The 16,591-nt window shown below is 61.9% G+C and carries 14 protein-coding genes; 7 read left to right on the top strand and 7 right to left on the bottom strand.

All coding sequences use genetic code 11. The features are described 5' to 3' along the window. Positions 1-4: 4 nt before the first annotated feature. The 3 genes from ACN0VH_RS16080 (at position 5) to ACN0VH_RS16070 (ending at position 3,753) form a co-directional block, all read left to right on the top strand. Complete coding sequence (locus tag ACN0VH_RS16080; RefSeq protein WP_278923922.1) at positions 5-1,342, top strand: S41 family peptidase; 1,338 nt, start codon at positions 5-7, stop codon at positions 1,340-1,342. A gap of 189 nt (positions 1,343-1,531) precedes the next feature. Beyond that, positions 1,532-2,620: a ribosome small subunit-dependent GTPase A gene (gene rsgA, locus ACN0VH_RS16075; protein WP_417701251.1), complete on the top strand. Its 1,089-nt coding sequence runs from the start codon at positions 1,532-1,534 to the stop codon at positions 2,618-2,620. A gap of 68 nt (positions 2,621-2,688) precedes the next feature. Beyond that, entirely contained in the window at positions 2,689-3,753 is a 1,065-nt protein-coding gene (locus ACN0VH_RS16070) for a bifunctional transcriptional activator/DNA repair enzyme AdaA (protein ID WP_417701249.1), read from the top strand. Positions 3,754-3,768: 15 nt separating this feature from the next. Here ACN0VH_RS16070 and ACN0VH_RS16065 read toward each other — a convergent pair whose 3' ends face one another. From ACN0VH_RS16065 to ACN0VH_RS16055, 3 genes are all read right to left on the bottom strand, one after another. Beyond that, on the bottom strand, positions 3,769-4,149 hold the full coding sequence (locus ACN0VH_RS16065) for a hypothetical protein (RefSeq protein ID WP_278923925.1): 381 nt from the start codon (positions 4,147-4,149) through the stop codon (positions 3,769-3,771). An 11-nt stretch (positions 4,150-4,160) separates the two neighbouring features. After that, complete coding sequence (locus ACN0VH_RS16060) at positions 4,161-4,922, bottom strand: DUF6478 family protein (protein ID WP_417701247.1); 762 nt, start codon at positions 4,920-4,922, stop codon at positions 4,161-4,163. 78 nt (positions 4,923-5,000) lie between these two features. Further along, complete coding sequence (locus ACN0VH_RS16055; RefSeq protein WP_417701245.1) at positions 5,001-5,930, bottom strand: hypothetical protein; 930 nt, start codon at positions 5,928-5,930, stop codon at positions 5,001-5,003. Between the two features lie 256 nt (positions 5,931-6,186). Between ACN0VH_RS16055 and ACN0VH_RS16050 the strand changes: the two genes are divergently transcribed. The 4 genes from ACN0VH_RS16050 to ACN0VH_RS16035 all read left to right on the top strand — a co-directional run bounded on the left by ACN0VH_RS16050 (position 6,187) and on the right by ACN0VH_RS16035 (position 12,665). Beyond that, the gene (locus ACN0VH_RS16050; RefSeq protein WP_417701243.1) at positions 6,187-9,363 is read left to right on the top strand and encodes an ABC transporter transmembrane domain-containing protein; all 3,177 of its coding nucleotides are present in this window, start codon (positions 6,187-6,189) and stop codon (positions 9,361-9,363) included. A 24-nt stretch (positions 9,364-9,387) separates the two neighbouring features. Then, positions 9,388-10,278, top strand: a complete 891-nt coding sequence (locus ACN0VH_RS16045; protein ID WP_417701241.1) for a CPBP family intramembrane glutamic endopeptidase — start codon at positions 9,388-9,390, stop codon at positions 10,276-10,278. Positions 10,279-10,341: 63 nt separating this feature from the next. Beyond that, a complete protein-coding gene (gene accD / locus ACN0VH_RS16040; RefSeq protein ID WP_417701239.1) occupies positions 10,342-11,286 on the top strand; it encodes an acetyl-CoA carboxylase, carboxyltransferase subunit beta in 945 nt (314 codons plus the stop codon). 104 nt (positions 11,287-11,390) lie between these two features. After that, positions 11,391-12,665, top strand: a complete 1,275-nt coding sequence (locus ACN0VH_RS16035) for a bifunctional folylpolyglutamate synthase/dihydrofolate synthase (protein ID WP_278923931.1) — start codon at positions 11,391-11,393, stop codon at positions 12,663-12,665. A gap of 207 nt (positions 12,666-12,872) precedes the next feature. Here the strand turns inward: ACN0VH_RS16035 and ACN0VH_RS16030 are convergent, their stop codons facing one another. From ACN0VH_RS16030 to ACN0VH_RS16015, 4 genes are read right to left on the bottom strand one after another with little or no spacing between them, the layout of a single operon-like run. Continuing rightward, positions 12,873-13,733 (bottom strand): TauD/TfdA family dioxygenase, encoded by an 861-nt coding sequence (locus tag ACN0VH_RS16030; RefSeq protein ID WP_417701237.1) that lies wholly within the window; start codon positions 13,731-13,733, stop codon positions 12,873-12,875. Between the two features lie 24 nt (positions 13,734-13,757). Further along, positions 13,758-14,549 carry an SDR family NAD(P)-dependent oxidoreductase gene (locus tag ACN0VH_RS16025; protein WP_417701235.1) on the bottom strand — a complete coding sequence of 264 codons (792 nt, stop codon included), beginning with the start codon at positions 14,547-14,549 and terminating at the stop codon, positions 13,758-13,760. Continuing rightward, positions 14,546-15,982, bottom strand: coding sequence for an AMP-binding protein (locus ACN0VH_RS16020; RefSeq protein WP_417701233.1), 1,437 nt, complete (start codon positions 15,980-15,982; stop codon positions 14,546-14,548). Before ACN0VH_RS16020 ends, ACN0VH_RS16025 begins: the two co-directional genes overlap by 4 nt. Beyond that, entirely contained in the window at positions 15,979-16,578 is a 600-nt protein-coding gene (locus tag ACN0VH_RS16015; RefSeq protein ID WP_417701232.1) for a thermostable hemolysin, read from the bottom strand. Before ACN0VH_RS16015 ends, ACN0VH_RS16020 begins: the two co-directional genes overlap by 4 nt. Between the last annotated feature and the right edge of the window lie 13 nt (positions 16,579-16,591).

The following is a 16,591-nucleotide window of genomic DNA, read 5'->3' as shown; positions in this document are numbered from 1 at the left end:
TTTCATGAAAAAATTTGTCATGGCGGCTCTTGGCGGTACACTGGCCGGGATCGTTGCAACAACCTATGTGGCCGGGCCCCTGCTGGCGCAGGAGGCAAGCCGCGAGGCGACGGTCTATGAACAGCTGGATCTGTTTGGTGACATTTTTGAGCGTATTCGCGCGCAATATGTCGAAGAAGTCGATGAGAAAGAGCTGATCGAGGCGGCGATTGGCGGCATGCTGTCCTCACTGGATCCGCATTCCAGCTATCTGTCGCCAGAGGATGCCGCCAGTATGCGGGTGCAGACCCGTGGCGAATTTGGCGGCCTTGGCATCGAGGTGACCCAGGAAGAGGGCTTTGTCAAAGTTGTCTCCCCGATTGATGGCACCCCGGCAGACGAGGCCGGTATGGAAGCGGGCGATTTCATCACCCATGTGGATGGCGAAAGCGTGCTGGGCCTGGGCCTGGACGAAGCCGTTGATCTGATGCGCGGCCCTGTCGGATCTGAAATCATCATCACCGTGGTGCGCGAAGGCGAAGGCGAGCCCTTCGATGTTTCGATCATCCGCGACACCATCAAGCTGACAGCCGTGCGGGCCCGTACCGAAGGCGACACCGTGGTGCTGCGCATCACCACCTTCAACGACCAGACCACCCCCAATCTTGAGGCCGGTTTGCAAGAGCAGGTCGAAGCGGCCGGCGGCATGGATAATGTCAACGGCATCGTGCTGGATCTGCGCAACAACCCCGGCGGGCTGTTGACCGAAGCAATCAGCGTTGCTGACAGCTTCCTCGACAGTGGCGAGATTGTCTCTACCCGTGGTCGCGACCCGGAAGACGGTGAACGCTTTAACGCGGTGCCCGGTGATTTGTCGAATGGCAAACCCATCGTGGTGCTGATCAATGGTGGCTCTGCCTCGGCCTCTGAAATTGTCGCCGGTGCGCTGCAGGATCATCGGCGCGCTATCGTTGTTGGTACCAAGAGCTTTGGCAAAGGCTCGGTGCAGACGGTGATGCCACTGCGCGGCGATGGCGCCATGCGTCTGACCACTGCGCGCTACTACACGCCGTCGGGCCGTTCCATTCAGGCCCTGGGCGTGTCACCTGACATCGTGGTGCAGCAGCCCCGTCGCTCGGCCGAACCCGAGGACGAGGAAGAAAGCCTGGCGCGCCGGTCTCGTAGCGAGGTGGATCTGCGCGGCAGTCTCAACAATGACAGCCTGACCGAGGATGAAATTCGCCAGATCAAGGCAGATCGTGCCAAAGCGGAAAAGGCGGCGGAATTGCGCGAGCAGGACTATCAGCTGGCCTATGCCATCGACATCCTCAAAGGGCTTGTCGCCCTGGGACCAAAGCCATAACTGCCAAGGTGTTTTTCATCACCTGTTCAGGGGGGAACTCCCTGAATTTGCACTGCGCAACACCCAAGGCCGCCCCTCACGGGGGCGGTCTTTTCTGCCCTGTTGCGCTGAAACAGAGACTTTGCCCCGGTTTTGGTCTATGACCAAGAGCGCACCGCCCTGTGCGGCCCCCCTTGAAAGCCCGTGCCTATGACACCAACCGACGATCCGATTGACGCACCAGCCGGTGCCACCCCAGCCGCCTCTGCCACAGGGCTGAGCCCGCTGGAAAAGCTGGGCTGGCAGCCGTTTTTTGCGGATCAGGTGGTGGATGAGGATCTGCAGGCAACCCCGCCGGCGCGCGTTGTCGAGGCCCATCGCAGTGGGCTGCGGGTGCGGGGGGATGGCATTGATCAGCTGGTGCCGCCCAAGCTGGCCGCCACCGTGGGCGACTGGGTGTTGCTGGATCGGGTGCTGCCGACCTCTAGCCGGGTGCTGGAGCGCAAGAGCCTGTTCAAGCGCCGTGCGCCGGGCCATGATCGCAGCCTGCAGCTGATTGCTGCCAATACTGACACGAGCTTCATTGTTTCCTCGTGTAATCCGGATTTCAATCTGGCCCGGCTGGAACGCTATCTGGCGCTTGCCTTTGGCGCGGGCGTAGACCCGGTGATCCTGCTGACCAAGCCGGACCTCTGCGACGACCCGACGCCCTATGTGACCCAGGCAGAAGCCATCTCGGAGCGGGTGCCTGTGGTGCTGCTGAACGCCAAGAGCGCAGAGGCCAAGGTGCAACTGGCCCCCTGGTGTAAACCTGGCGAAACGCTGGTGTTTCTTGGGTCCTCCGGGGTGGGGAAATCAACCCTAGTCAACGCGCTGTTTGGCAAGGAAACGGCCGAGACCGCCGCGATCCGCGAAGATGACGCGCGAGGCCGCCACACCACCCGGCACCGCCACATGCGGTTTCTGCCCAATGGCTGTGCGGTGATGGATACGCCCGGCATGCGTGAATTGCAGATGGCCGAGGCCGAAAGCGGCATTGCCGATCTGTTTGAGGATCTGACGGAACTGGCCAGCCAGTGCAAATTTCGCAATTGCAAACATCAAAGCGAGCCGGGCTGCGCCCTGACCGCCGCCTTGGCAGAGGGCACCATCACCCAGGCGCGACTGGAACGCTGGAACAAGCTGGCGGCAGAGGATTTGTTCAACACCGCCTCGCTGGCAGAGCGCAAGGGCAGCGACAAGGCGCTGCACAAAACCATTCGCGCGGTTCAGAAACGCAACAAGAAGTCACGCCGCTAGGGGGTGTTTTTGACATTAACGCCCGGAAATCGGCGCCACGCCTTGCCGGGATTGGCTAGGCTGGCCCCATGATGTTTGACCTGCCTGATTCCCAGACGCTCTATACAGCGCTTTGTGCCCGCGATCCCGCCTATGAAGGGCGCGCCTATGTGGGCGTGTCTTCTACCGGGATTTTTTGTCGCCTGACCTGCCCGGCGCGGAACCCCAAGTTTGAAAACTGTCAGTTCTTTGCCAGCCCCGGTGCCTGTATCGAGGCGGGGTTTCGCGCCTGCAAACGCTGCAAGCCGCTGAAGGCTGCCGCCGGTGATGACCCGTTGGTGCAACCCCTGATCGACGCGCTGGAGGCACGCCCGACCCATCGCTGGCGCGAGGGGGATCTGGTGGCATTGGGGCATGATCCCTCTACCGTGCGGCGGGCCTTCAAGCGCCATTTTGGCATGACCTTTCTGGAAATGGCCCGGCAGCGTCGGCTGCGGGAAGGCTTTACCGCGCTTTCTGCCGGGGCGCCGGTGATTGCGGCGCAGATTGATGCGGGCTTTGACAGCCCTTCGGCCTTTCGTGCTGCCTTTGCCCGGTTGGTGGGGATGGCGCCGGGGGCGTTTCGCCGTGATGCATTGCTGCTGGCGGATTGGATCGACACGCCGCTGGGGGCGATGATCGCCATCAGCTGTCCGCACCGGCTGCATTTGCTGGAATTTGCCGACCGCAAGGCGCTGCCGCGTGAAATGATCCGGCTGCAAAAGGCGCAGCCCGGTGGCGTCGGCTTTGGTCGCCCACCGCCAACCCAGCAGATCGCGGCAGAGCTGGCGCGCTATTTCGCCGGAGAGGTCGCCCGGTTTCAGACGCCGCTGGCGCTGCATGGCACGGCCTTTGAACAAGAGGTCTGGCGCCATCTGTTGCAGATCCCCGCGGGCGAGACCCGCAGCTATTCGCAGATCGCCCGCGATCTGGGGCGCGCCAGCGCGACACGGGCGGTGGCGCGGGCCAATGGCAGCAACCAGATTGCCGTGGTGATCCCCTGTCATCGGGTGTTGGCGGCAGATGGCAGCCTGACCGGCTATGGCGGTGGGCTGTGGCGCAAACAGCGTCTGATCGAGATAGAGACCGGATTTCGTGGCCGCCTGATGGCCTGACCGGCCCTGTTGTGCCTAGGTGGTTTCCAGACAGTGGCGGCGAAAGGCCCGTTTCAGCATGTCAAGCTCGGCGCGCAGCAGCTCGATTTCGGCGCGCATATCATCCACGGCTGCCTCGCCTGCGATCAGGGAAAAGCTGTCCAGCTTCTGCCCGCCGCTGCCGCCTTCGGCGATGACAAAGGTCTGCACCCCATCGGCAATGGCCGTTGCCGGAATGGTGATGTGCAGGTTCCATTCAGCATCGGTACTGCCTTCGCTGATCACCACCCCGTCGAGCGGGCGATCCTGAAACAGGACCTGGATATCGGGCGGCAGGCCAGTGTCGTTGGCGCCGGTGATCACGCCTTCCCAGGTGCCATTGCGAAAGCGGATCTTGGTAACGGTGAGCTTGCTCATCTTTCGGGGCCTCAGATATTGGCGCGACGGTAGCGCGCAAAGGTCAGATCGCGGATCACCACCTGGTTCATGTCCGGCGCTTCAAAGATAAGATCCAGCCAGATCCGCTCGATGCGCTTTTCGTTCAGGGTGGAATAGGCGAGGTCATATTCGACGGTGACGTTTTTTTCACCCAGGGGCAATTCGCGCACCAGCTGTTCGGTATTGGGCCCATGGCGAATGTTCAGCCGGGCAAAGATCTCCAGCGGCTTTTCGCTCTCCAGGATCGTGTCGACGCGGATCAGGTGGTGCCGGGCAAGGTTGGTACAGGCTTCGGGCGGCAGATCCACCACCAGCGACAGGAAAGAGCCGTCAAACTTGAACACATCCATGCGCAGGCCAAAAGGTGCCAGATCTTCTTCGCGGCTGTTGCGTAGCTGGCGCAGGGTCAGTTCGGAAATGCTGCAATCATGGAACAGGCTGACCTCATCGCTGAGCCTGGATTTCGACGGCACCGAAGACAGCCCCGGAGTAGGCAGCGGCCCGCGCCAGAGCTCTGGTCGCCAGGACCAATCGGTGCCATGCGGGCGGGGAAAGGCGGAAGTTCCGATCTGCGGCAAGGCCAGGCGTCCGTCTGCGATATGGATCAGCCGGTCCAGCTGGCCACGCAGGGCGCGCGCCTGATTGCGCTGCTGGCGCAGCTGCGGCAGCGCCATGGTTGCGGCCTGCGCCACTTCGCGCCGCCAGCGGCGCAGCGCCAGCCGGTGAAACACCCTGTTCAATAAACCGCCCATATCGCCTGTCGCTACCTTTGATTGCCCGCCAGCCTGTGCGGGTGCCTGTCCCCAGATCGGGATCTTTGTTCTGGCCTGTCAGTCCACTGTCAATCTAGCCGGGGCAGCGGGGTGAAATAAACCTGCAATTTTTTGCCGCATTGATTGTTGCTGGCGGTGTTTCTGCGGCGGCTCTTGCGCTGCCGGGCTGGCGGCGGCGGTCGGGCGCGCCCTGGGGCGCAGGCCTGATGCCGTCTGCGGGGCTGCGGCAGGCGCGGTTGCACCGGGAGCGGCCGTGGCGGGCCCTGCCTGGCTGGCGGCGAGGCTGCGCCGGGCCATCTCGGTCAACAGATCCGCGCCGTTTCGCCCAAGCAGCGGGCTGCCTTCGGGTGCATAAAGCGCCAGCACCACCAGCTGATCCCCGATCACAAAGGCACCGCGCCAATGATCGGCGCTTGCGGCGGACACACCCATCGCGCCATGGCCGGGCCAGCGCAGTTTGATCAGCGGCAACAGGCCTTTGTCATTGTAAGACAACATCTGCGCCCCCGCGGCAGAGCGCGCCAGTTCGGCGGTTGAGGGCGGCGCGCTCTGGCTGGTCCTGCCCAGGGTGGCCGTGATCACGGCGGCGCGGTGACGACCAAACAGGCTAGGACCCTTCAACAGATTGCAGCGCGGCAGCAGGGCAAAGCCGCCATCGGGATCTTGGCGCAGCGTCGCCTGGTCAATGCAGTGTCCCCTGGGGGCCACCAGGGTGACGGCACCTTTGGCCAGGCGGACCTGTGTTTTCGTCTGTCCCGGCGCAGCCCCCTGCGGCGAAGTCTGGCCAAATCCTGTGCTGGGGGCGGCAAAGGAAAACCCGGTTTCTGGCAGTGGTCCGCAGGCCGACAGAGCACCGATAAGGGCAAGGGCGGCAAGGCGTGCCGCTCTCCCGCCAGGGGCGCGCCGCTGCGCGGTCCGCCACAGTCTCCAGCGCCCATTCAGCCCGGTGTGCAGTTCCGGGGGCCGGTGTCGCGTGATTGCATTCATCTGTGTTGGTCTTCTGGCCACGCGGGCCAGCCCTTGTTGCCCCGGAACTGGGGTCTGTTGTTCTGGGAGGTGCAATAATTCCACCCTTTCGGCAGCGCAAGTGAACAGAAGCGTGACCTAGATCACCTTGCTTTTGTCCAATATGGTGCATACCCAGGCCAGGTTTTGACACAGTGACTCAGTTTCTGCTGCACGGGGCAAGCTGGTGGCCAGTGCAAGACCCTACCGTGCAGCTTTTATGCCACAAGGACCGGCTATGCCATCAACGCTGTTTTTGTTTATCTGGCGCTATTCCAAGCGGCAGCAATTGGGGCTTCTGGCGCTGACGCTGCTGATCTTTCCCTTTCTCTATGCCGCCTTGGAACTGCCCAAGCGGATCATCAACGATGCCATCGGCGCGCCGGAACCCATTGTCATGGTCTGGGGACATGAGATGAGCCAGGTCGGCTATCTGCTGGTGCTGTGCTGTGGCTTTCTGGCGGCAGTTGTGGTGGCCGGGGTGCTGAAGATGCGGCTGAACACCGCCAAGGGCGTGGTGGCGGAACGGTTGCTGCGGCGGCTGCGCTATAGCCTGATCAGCCGGATGATCCGCTTTCCCAAGCCCTATTTCCGCACCACCAGTCAGGGGGAACTGGTGTCGATGATCACCTCGGAAAGCGAACCGATGGGCGGCTTGATGGGCGATGCGCTGGCGCAGCCGGTGTTTCAGGCGGGGCAGATGCTGACCATCGTGGTCTTCTTGTTCATGCAGAGCGTCTGGTTCGGGCTGGTGTCGATCGCGCTGATCCCATTGCAGGCCTGGCTGATCCCGCTATTGCAGCGCCAGATTAACCTGCTGAACAAAGAGCGCATCCAGGAGGTGCGCGCCCTGGCCGCCGAAATCGGGGAAACCGCCGCCGGGATCTCTGATCTGCGGGGCAATGGCGGCTGGCGGTTTCGTCTGGCGCAGATCTCGGATCGGCTGGGGCGTTTGTTTGAAATCCGCCGCCGGATTTACAACAAGAAATACTTCATGAAGTTCCTCAATAACCTGATCGGCCATATGACACCTTTTGTGTTTTATTCCGCTGGTGGGGTTCTGGCGATCCGCGGTGAAATCACCGTTGGCGCGTTGGTGGCGGGACTGGCGGCCTACAAGGATCTGTCAGCCCCCTGGAAAGAGCTGTTGACCTACTACAATCAGGTGCAGGACATGGGGCTGCGCTGGTCAATCATGACCGAACGCTTTGCCCCCAAGGGTATGATCGATGCAGCCCTGATCGAGGGCATGCCCGAGGATCTGCCGCATCTGCGCGGCGATGTGGTGTTTCGCAATGTGTCGCTGCGCGATGGCGATGGCAATATGGTGCTGGAAGATCTTTCCCTCACCATTCCCGAAGGCGCGCGGGTGGCGGTGCAGGCCAGCAGTGACGCTGAGCGCCGGGCCTTTGCCCAGTTGCTGACCCGCGATGTGCTGCCGACGCGGGGCTCCATTCTGCTGGGCGGGCACCGGCTGGAGGCGCTGCATCAGGGGGTGATTGCGGCGCGGGTTGGCTATGCCTATTCGCAGCCCTATCTGTTTGACGGCTCGCTGGGGGATAATGTGCTGATGCCGCTGCGGGCGACCCCGCAGTTGCCACGCCCTTCGGTGCGGACCCAGCGCCAGATCGCCGAGGCAGGGCGCGCAGGCAATAGCGCCGACCCGCTTGAGGCGGATTGGGTCAATCCGGCGCTGGCCGGGCTGGGGTCTGAAGGCGATCTGCGCGACTGGTGGTTCCAGCTGATAGAGGCCATGGGCGTTGATCAAGAGCTGTTCCGCCGCACCCTGAAGACGCAGTTTCAGATCGGCAACCATCCGGCGCTGGAACAACAGATCGTGGCGCTGCGGCCACTGATCAAGCAGCGACTGCTGGCGGCGGGGCTGGACGATGTGGTGCATCACTTTGATCCTGACAGCTTTCATCCGGCGGTGCCCCTGGCCGTCAATATCCTGTTTGCCGCCCCCCGACGAGACATCCCCCCGGAAGAGCTGCTGGCACCTGGGCGGTTGTTTTATCAGGTGATCCAGGACCAACATCTGGAAACCGAGACCCTGGGCATTGGTCTTGGCGTAGCAGAGATCCTGGTCAAGACCTTTGGCCGCGACAACTATGACCACCCGCTGTTCCAACGGCTTGGCATGGATGAAGCGCTTTATGCCCGTCTGTGCAGCGCCGTAGAGGAACATACCGCCCTGCAAAGCCAGTCGCCGGTGCCCGCCGAAGGACTTAGCGAAGCGGCGCGGGCCAGTTTGATGACCATTCCGTTCCTGCTCTCGGCCGAGCAGATAGGCCCCGGTTTTCCAAATGGGTTCAAGGCGCGCATTCTGAACATTCGCGCCACCATCGGTGCGGCCTTGCGGGCGCGTTCTGGCGGGCTGTTTGTTGCGCTGGATCCGGCGGCCTATGTGCCGCGCCTCTCGGTGCTGGAAAACGCGCTCTATGGTAAAATCTCGCGCCATGCCGGCAACAAGGCGCATCAGGTCGAAGCCCTGGTGAGCGAGGTGATGACCGAACAGGGGCTGAACAAACGGCTGGCCCTGATCCTTTACGATCTTCCCTCTGGGCTGGGCGGGTCGTTGTTGGATCCGATGTTCCGCGAGCGTGCAGCCTTTACCCGTGCGGCAATCAAACGCCCCGACATCCTGATCCTGGATCGGGCCCTGGCCAGCCATGATTCCGCCAGCCGCCTGCGCACCCGCGACCGGCTGCGCGATCTGCTGCCCGCCAGCACCATGATCTTCATGGAGGACGAATTCCGCCACCCAGAGCGCTATGATCTGTTTGTCGAGATCCGCGATGGCCGTATCGACGGGGTTGAACGGCGGATGGATCCCAGCCCCGAGGGGATGGCGGCAGAGGATTTCCGGCAAAAAGCCGAGGTGATTGCCCGCGCCGATCTGTTTGCGCAGCTGGACACCCGCAACCAGCGCCTACTGGCCTTTTCCGCCCAGTGGCACCGGGTGGCACAGGGGGAGCTGGTGTTTGCCCAAGGCGAAAGCGGCGATGCCGTCTATCTCTGTCTGGAGGGGCGGGCAGAGCTGTTCTGGCCCGAGACCTCGGGCGGTGATGGGGGGATCGGCGCGGTGCCGGTGACCGTGATCGAGCCGGGCCGCTTGATTGGCGATCTGGCAGTGATCTTGCAGCAACCGCGCGAAATGGACCTGCGCGCCGTGGTCGACTGCCTGTTTCTGCGCATCGGCGCCGAGGAATATCGCGCGGTGATCGAGAGCGATGCCAAGGTCGCTACCCAGTTGCTGGAGACGGTCGCGGGACATTTGGTGGGCCTAGCAAAACAGGTGCGGCTTGCCGGGTTTCCGGTGGCAGAGCCGCTGGAGGTTGCAGTCTTTCCCGTTTCGGGCTCTGGTGTGTCTGGCGCGGATGAGCCCGGATCTTGTGATGCGCCGGACAAATGAGACCCAGACAGAGGGCCATGTAATATGAATGCAGAATCCGCTTATCAGGCGCATGAAACCCTGGTGGCACCGGGGCGGGCGAAATCCCATATCTGGCGGATACTGGCCGGGCTTGGCATCATTGCAGGGGTCAGCTACGCGCTGAACCTTGGGGCCTTCTTGCTGGTTCTGCAGCTGAGCTCTGCGGCGGATCTGGCGGCGGTGGTACAGGGCAGCACGCCTGCGGCAATGCTGCTGGTGCTGGTAACCTTTGGCTTTATGGCGCTGGGTGCCGGCGTCGCGGGGCGGCTGTTGCAGGGGCGCTCTTTTGTCAGCCTGGTCGGGCCGTTGGCGCCTCTGCTGCATCAGTTTACCCGGGTTTTTTTGCGGTTGCTGATTGTCTTTGGCATCGTGCTGTTACTGCCGCCTTATGATTTTGGCGCGCCGCTGGTGCCCAATCTCGCGCTGTCGCTCTGGCTGGGGCTGCTGCCGCTGTCGCTTTTGGCGGTTCTGGTGCAGGTCAGCGCCGAAGAAGTGGTGTTTCGTGGCTATTTGCAACAGGCGCTGGCGGCGCGATTTCAAAACCCGCTGATCTGGCTGCTGCTGCCCTCGGCGCTGTTTGGGCTGGCCCATTACATGCCGCAAGAGGCCGGCGACAATGCGTGGCTCTTGTGTCTGTGGGCCATGGGCTTTGGCTTGGTCACGGCAGACCTGACCGCGCGGGCAGGCACGCTTGGCCCAGCCATTGCGGTGCATTTCTTTAACAATATCGTTGCCTTGCTGGTTGTGGCATCGCCCAGCAGCCTGAACGGGCTGGGGCTTTACCTGCTGCCCTATGATCTGTCGGATGTGGCAGGGTTGCGGCCCTGGCTGATGGTGGACTGCGCGACCATGCTGGTGGCCTGGCTGGTGGCGCGGTTGGCGATACGGCGCTGATTGCAATTCGCGTCAATGCACCTTATCTGGGATGCCAAACCGGCCCCCCGATAGAGGCATGATATGAACTGGATCACCAATTACGTTCGCCCAAGGATCAATTCGATCTTTTCGCGCCGCGAAGTGCCTGAGAACCTTTGGCACAAATGCAGTGAATGCGGCACCATGCTGTTTCACCGCGAACTGAGCGACAATCAAAACGTCTGCACCAACTGCGGTCACCACATGCATATCACGCCGCGTGATCGTTTCACCGCGCTGTTTGATGGCGGTGTCTTCACCGAGGTCTCGGTGCCGGAACCGATTGCGGATCCGCTGAAATTCCGGGATCAGAAAAAATATCCCGACCGCATGAAGGCGGCGCAGAAAAAGACCGATGAAAAAGAGGCCATGCTGGTCGCGGCGGGTGAAATTGGCCGCACGCCGATCATCGCCGCAGCGCAGGACTTTTCCTTTATGGCCGGCTCCATGGGGATGTATGTCGGCAATGCGATTATCGCCGCCGCCGAAGAGGCCGTGAAGCTTGGCCGCCCGCTGGTGCTCTTTGCAGCCGCTGGGGGGGCCCGCATGCAGGAAGGCATCCTGTCGCTGATGCAGATGCCGCGTACCACCGTTGCGGTGCAGATGCTGAAAGAGGCGAACCTGCCCTATATCGTTGTGCTGACCCACCCCACCACCGGCGGCGTGACGGCATCCTATGCGATGTTGGGCGATGTGCATATTTCCGAACCCAATGCGCTGATCTGCTTTGCCGGGCCGCGGGTGATCGAACAGACCATCCGCGAAAAACTGCCCGAGGGCTTTCAACGGGCGGAATACCTGCTGGACCACGGCATGCTGGACCGGGTGATCCCGCGTACCGAGATGCGCGATGAACTGATCACCATCATCCGCATGCTGATGGGGCTGCCACCACAGGTGGTGGGGGATCTGCCCGCCCCGAGCGAAGGCGAAACCGCCGCTCTTGAGTCCCCGGATGCCGCTCCACCCGCCCCATCGGACGGCTGAATGCGCTAGGCTTTTGTGATGCGGCCCGCCTTTTACCAGGGTGGGCCGTTTGTCGTTTATCTGATCCCTGTCTTTGTTGACCCGCTGCCAGTTGAGTATGCTTCATGTCCCAGCCCAAATCCGACGTCATCCTCGCCCGCATGCTGGCGCTGCATCCAAAGATTATCGATCTGACGCTGGATCGGGTCTGGCAGCTGCTGGCGCGGCTGGACAACCCGCAGGACAGCCTGCCGCCGGTGATCCACCTGGCGGGAACCAATGGCAAGGGGTCAACCCAGGCGATGATTCGCGCCGGGCTTGAAGGCTGGGGGAAATCTGTCCACGCCTATACCTCGCCGCATCTGGCGCGGTTCCATGAACGCATCCGCCTGGCCGGAGAGCTGATATCCGAACCGCATCTCAGCGAAATTCTTGATGAGTGTTACGCCACCAACGGCGGGGAAAGCATCACCTATTTTGAAATCACCACCGTGGCCGGGCTGCTCGCCTTTGCCCGCACCCCGGCGGATTATACCCTGCTGGAGGTCGGCCTTGGCGGGCGGCTGGATGCCACCAATGTCATCGCCAAGCCAGAACTCACGGTGATCACGCCGATCTCGATCGACCATGAACAGTTCCTGGGCAATACCCTGGCCAAGATCGCCTTTGAGAAGGCTGGCATCATCAAGCGCGGCGTGCCGGTGGTGGTGGGCCCACAACCCGAAGAGGCCCTGGAGGTCATCGAAGCCAGGGCGGCGCAGCTTGGCGCGCCGGTCCTGGCCTTTGGACAGCAGTGGCATGTCAGTGAAGAACGCGGCCGCCTGGTGTATCAGGATGAGCGCGGCCTGCTGGATCTGCCAATGCCCGCGCTTCTGGGCGCACATCAGGTGCAGAACGCAGGCGCGGCCCTGGCGGCGCTGCGCCACCTGGGTGCTGATGAAACCGCCTGCGAAGCGGCCATGCTTCAGGCGGAATGGCCGGCCCGGATGCAGCGGTTGAAAACCGGCCCGCTGGTTGCGGCGGCCGGGCAGGCCGAACTCTGGCTGGACGGCGGCCATAACGCTGCCGCCGGTAGCGCCCTGGCAGAGGCCCTCGCAGCCTTGCCCAAACGACCGACCCACCTGATCTGCGGCATGCTCAACACCAAGGATGTGACCGGATATCTGGCCCCGCTGGCAATCCAGGCCGAGAGCCTGACGGCGGTCTCCATCCCGGATGAGGTCAACACACTGACGGCCAGCGAAACCCAGGCCGCCGCCGTGTCGGTTGGCCTGCCCGCCAACTGCGCAGAAAACACCGCCGCCGCCCTGGCGCAGATCCTGCACCAGGCCCCGCAGGCGCGGGTGCTGATTTGCGGTTCTCTTTACCTTGCGGGCCATATCCTGCGCGAAAACGGCTGAACGAAATACTCTGCCCCTGCTTCATTTGGCCCTAAATATCCACTTTTTTGCCCGCTCAACGGCTGGGCGCACTGGCCGCAAGGGCAGGGCTTGGTTGCGCCTGTGTTCCAATCGCAACCGGGGCGCGCAGTTCCAGGCCGAGGGGCAGGCTGGTCGAGCCTGGCAGCGAAACCAGAACATCGCAAATTCATGGGGCCTGAAAGCCCCTTATAGCCTGCCCATACCGATGAACAATTGCCGCTCTTGATCTTTGATCGCGCGGCGGCCGTGCATGACACGGGTATTGTCGATAATGGCGACATCGCCGTCCTGCCAGTTGATCTCGACAGTGCAGGTCTCGGCGATCTCGCCCAGCTCTTCGATTTCATCCTTCGCAACGGTGCTGCCGTCGTCCAGTGTGTAGACGGGGGGCTCATAGTTATGCGACGGGCCAAGAATCGCGTTGGCAAAGGCCTGTCCCCCCGACAAGGCAGAGGCCCGCACCGGCGAGACCTTGATGCGGTACTCCAGCGATCCGTCGTTATTGAGCGTGAAATCCTGATCCGGGATCGCTGATTTGAACTGCAGGATATGTTCATGCGTGACCTCTTCGGGGGCGCTGATGGCTGGGTGTTCGTTTGCAAGATACCGTTTCCACAAGGTTTCAGGCAATGTACGGGTGACCATCATGCGCTGTGACCAACGCTGCTGCTGCGCATCTGAAAACGCATCAAAAACACGGCGGCCGTCGCAAATTGTGGTCTGGGATCCCTCAAAAGCGGCCCGAGCGCTGTAGAAGGCAACCATGTCCGGGCAAACGGGTGTGTTGCCGTTTTCGATATGCAGGCCAATGGGGCCCAGACCTGCGTCTACCTTTTGCGTGTTCTTGTCTGAATTTTCGCGCGCAGGATCAAAGGTGATAGTCTTGCACAGCTGCGAGGTGACGGCGCTGAACGTGGCCATATCCATGGGAAAACCGCGCAGCAGGGTCCAGCCGTCCGACTGCAAATGGCCCTTGATCTGCGCAAGGATGGCGGGCGTGACAGAGGTTTCGCCAGCTTCGGCGGCACGGATAATATTATAGGTCATGGGGAATCCTGTGGATTTTGTAGGTTACGGACGTTGCAGCGGCTCAAGCGCCGCCAGCGTTTTGGGATCGCGGGCCTGCGCGCCGACCGATCTATCAACCAAAGCGGGCAACACGCGCTGCACTTTGACAAAGATGCTTTCCTTGCCTTTTGGGAAACTTTCGCGTTTGCCTTTCAGGATGGCATCCCATGCCTGCGCGGCGACCGTTTCGGCAGAGTCGAGCGTCATGTCCAGCGGTTCGATCAATGCGCTGAATGCGCCTTCTGCGGCGGTTCGGGTGGCGCGCGGCGCAATATAGGTCAGGCCAACGCCGGTGCCTGACAGCTCTCGCCGTAGCGCGTCCGAAAACCCGCGCAGGCCGAATTTCGTGGCCGAGTAGCCGGCAAAGAAGGGATAGGCGATGTCACCAAAAACAGAACCGATGTTGACAATGCGGCCTTTGCTGTGGTGCAGGGCGGGCAGCAGATCGCGGGTCAGGGCCATCGGTGCCACAAGGTTGGTCGTGGTCATCCGCTCAAGGTCTGCGTCGGCCATATCGGCGATGTGGCCAACGCTAAGCACACCTGCATTGTTGATCAGAATGTCCAGCCCGCCCTTTGTCGCCTGAACCAGCGCGGCGCGTCCCTTTGCCGTGGTTACATCCGCCGGGATGCAGCGTACATCGGCATCGCCACAGGCGAGCTTGGTCTGGTCCAATGTTGCGGATGTGCGGCCAGCAAGGATCAGCGCAAAGCCTTTGGTCGCGGCCTGAATGGCCAGTGCCCGGCCAATGCCGCTGCCTGCACCGGTGATGAGAACAGTATTTGCACGCGTCATGATGCGATCCTTCCTGCGGGATTGGGCAGGGCAAGGGCACTGCGGGAATTGATGATTTCTGCAACGACAGACCGGTTTGGCGTTCCTGCCGGGAAAAGCAGCCGCGGTTCGCACGGATCGGTGATGATGACGTCACTTGGGCGCGCATAGGGCGGCAGGTCCCTGAGGTAGCTATCAATCTGCGCCAGCTCGATCGGGGCCGCAGCCACCACGATCAAGACCAGGGCATCGTCTGACCTGCGCAATCCCAGCCCGGAGCTGACGATACGCGGATCGGCGTTGATGCGCTGTTCAATCCATTCAGGCGATATGTTGCGCCCCTCGCCGGTAATCAAAAGGGCGTCCTTGCGTCCATCTATGACCAGTCGTTCCCCATCAAAATGGCCCAGATCGCCTGTGCGCCACAGGTCCGGCGCAGCGGCACCGTTGAGATAGCCCGCCATGACCGTGGGGCCAGAGACAACGATTTCACCGTTGTCCAAGCTCACGTTGAGCCCCTTTAATACGGGCCCTACCGTTCCGGGGTGATTGTCGCCAGGGGTGTTCATGGCCACGACGGCACAGCATTCCGATAGCCCGTAGCCTTCGTGAACCGGGATGCCTGCGGCCAGGGCCTTGTTGATCAGATCAGGTGCGCAGGCAGCCCCGCCCACGGCGACGAAACGCAGGCTGTCGGGGGCGTGGCGGTCAGCCAGGGCCGTGACCCACCGGCCCAGAAGCGCGGGGGCCAAAAGGCTTGTGGTGGGGCGAATGTCGTCAAAGGCTGCGACCAGGGGGGCAATTGGCGCGCCGAAGAGGGATCTGGTCGCCGTATGCCGGAACACGGTTTTGGCACCGGCGACGATGGGCAGGAAGATCCCGCAGATTTGTTCCAGCAGCTGGGCCAGGGGGAGGAGGGAAAGATGCGTATCCGTTGCATTGGCGGCGATGACGCGACTGAGCGCAGTGATAGAGGCACCCAACTGGCGGTCGCCCAGCACGACGCCCTTGGGCGTGCCGGAAGAGCCGGAGGTGTAAATGACCCGCTCTGCCCCGCCCGTATAAGGCCGAAGCTCCAGCGGTTCCGATGGGGTGGTCGACGCGTCTACGATCTTGAGATGCGGCAGGGCGGCAAAAAGGTCAGGGGAGGTTGTGATAACGGTGCCGACCTTGGCATCCATCAGGATATGCGCGTTTTGGTCAGCACTGAAAAAGAACGGCAAAGGGACCTGTCGTTTGCCGCAAAGCGTCGCTGCAAGATCGGCCACCACATAGTCGATACCGCCAGCCAGACCTATCGCCACACTGCTGTCGATGGTCTCTAGATCGCGGGCCAGATGTTCCACTCGGGTGGCGAGGTCTTGCCAGCTGATACGGCCTGCGTCGTCTTCAAAAGCAATCTCTTGCGGGCGGGTGGCCGCGTGGTGATGTAACGCATCAAAGACTTGTTTCATCGCGCGGCCTCTGCCGCGATTTGCACGGCTGACACGGCGCGTGCGCGCGGGGACAGCACAACCGGCTGAGACAACACCTCACTAAATGCGCATACTCTTGGATCGGTGTCATAATAGCTGCCCCAATCCAGCGGATTGTCCACCATGCAAGCCCGTGCCTGTGCCAGTTCAACATATCCAAGCCCGGTTCTGCGCAACAAACGGCGCAGCGGCGTGGTGGCCGTGAAGACACCACAGGTCATGCCATTGTCGCGCCCCCAGCTGATCATTCTGTCCAGCATCGGCAGAATTGGAAACGGTGTTGTGGATGCGAGAGAGACGACTTCCATGATCTGGTCGGCAGGCACATGGATGTTTGCGGCGCTTTTCAAGGATGTTGAAAAATCCGACGCTAGATATGCATCGGAAAAGAACCCGTCCCGTGCGGTACGAATACCCGCAGCGCATAGAATTTCGCCATCCATGCGCTTTGCCGCAACCAAGAGCGGTGCAAATTCGCGAACTCTTGCGCCAAAGGCGTTCCAGTAAATATTCGTGATGTGATTTTGGATTGCCGCGCGCTCGGGGCAATCACCACTCAGAAACTCGATTTTCATTTGCGACCTCAAC

This window comes from Pseudophaeobacter sp., assembly GCF_048267565.1.
GTDB classification, from domain to species: Bacteria; Pseudomonadota; Alphaproteobacteria; order Rhodobacterales; family Rhodobacteraceae; genus Pseudophaeobacter; species Pseudophaeobacter profundi.
The sequence above is the reverse complement of the archived record's forward strand: the minus strand, read 5'-3'. Positions and strand labels throughout refer to the sequence as shown.

What these genes read in the sequence shown, in the direction of transcription:
- ACN0VH_RS16050 (WP_417701243.1), top strand. Translation starts at nt 6,187, where the DNA reads ATGCCATCAACGCTGTTTTTGTTTATCTGGCGCTATTCCAAGCGGCAG.
- ACN0VH_RS16015 (WP_417701232.1), bottom strand. Translation starts at nt 16,578, where the DNA reads ATGAAAATCGAGTTTCTGAGTGGTGATTGCCCCGAGCGCGCGGCAATC.
- ACN0VH_RS16020 (WP_417701233.1), bottom strand. Translation starts at nt 15,982, where the DNA reads ATGAAACAAGTCTTTGATGCGTTACATCACCACGCGGCCACCCGCCCG.
- ACN0VH_RS16045 (WP_417701241.1), top strand. Translation starts at nt 9,388, where the DNA reads ATGAATGCAGAATCCGCTTATCAGGCGCATGAAACCCTGGTGGCACCG.
- ACN0VH_RS16065 (WP_278923925.1), bottom strand. Translation starts at nt 4,149, where the DNA reads ATGAGCAAGCTCACCGTTACCAAGATCCGCTTTCGCAATGGCACCTGG.
- ACN0VH_RS16055 (WP_417701245.1), bottom strand. Translation starts at nt 5,930, where the DNA reads ATGAATGCAATCACGCGACACCGGCCCCCGGAACTGCACACCGGGCTG.
- ACN0VH_RS16030 (WP_417701237.1), bottom strand. Translation starts at nt 13,733, where the DNA reads ATGACCTATAATATTATCCGTGCCGCCGAAGCTGGCGAAACCTCTGTC.
- ACN0VH_RS16035 (WP_278923931.1), top strand. Translation starts at nt 11,391, where the DNA reads ATGTCCCAGCCCAAATCCGACGTCATCCTCGCCCGCATGCTGGCGCTG.
- accD (WP_417701239.1), top strand. Translation starts at nt 10,342, where the DNA reads ATGAACTGGATCACCAATTACGTTCGCCCAAGGATCAATTCGATCTTT.
- ACN0VH_RS16060 (WP_417701247.1), bottom strand. Translation starts at nt 4,922, where the DNA reads ATGGGCGGTTTATTGAACAGGGTGTTTCACCGGCTGGCGCTGCGCCGC.
- rsgA (WP_417701251.1), top strand. Translation starts at nt 1,532, where the DNA reads ATGACACCAACCGACGATCCGATTGACGCACCAGCCGGTGCCACCCCA.
- ACN0VH_RS16080 (WP_278923922.1), top strand. Translation starts at nt 5, where the DNA reads ATGAAAAAATTTGTCATGGCGGCTCTTGGCGGTACACTGGCCGGGATC.
- ACN0VH_RS16025 (WP_417701235.1), bottom strand. Translation starts at nt 14,549, where the DNA reads ATGACGCGTGCAAATACTGTTCTCATCACCGGTGCAGGCAGCGGCATT.
- ACN0VH_RS16070 (WP_417701249.1), top strand. Translation starts at nt 2,689, where the DNA reads ATGATGTTTGACCTGCCTGATTCCCAGACGCTCTATACAGCGCTTTGT.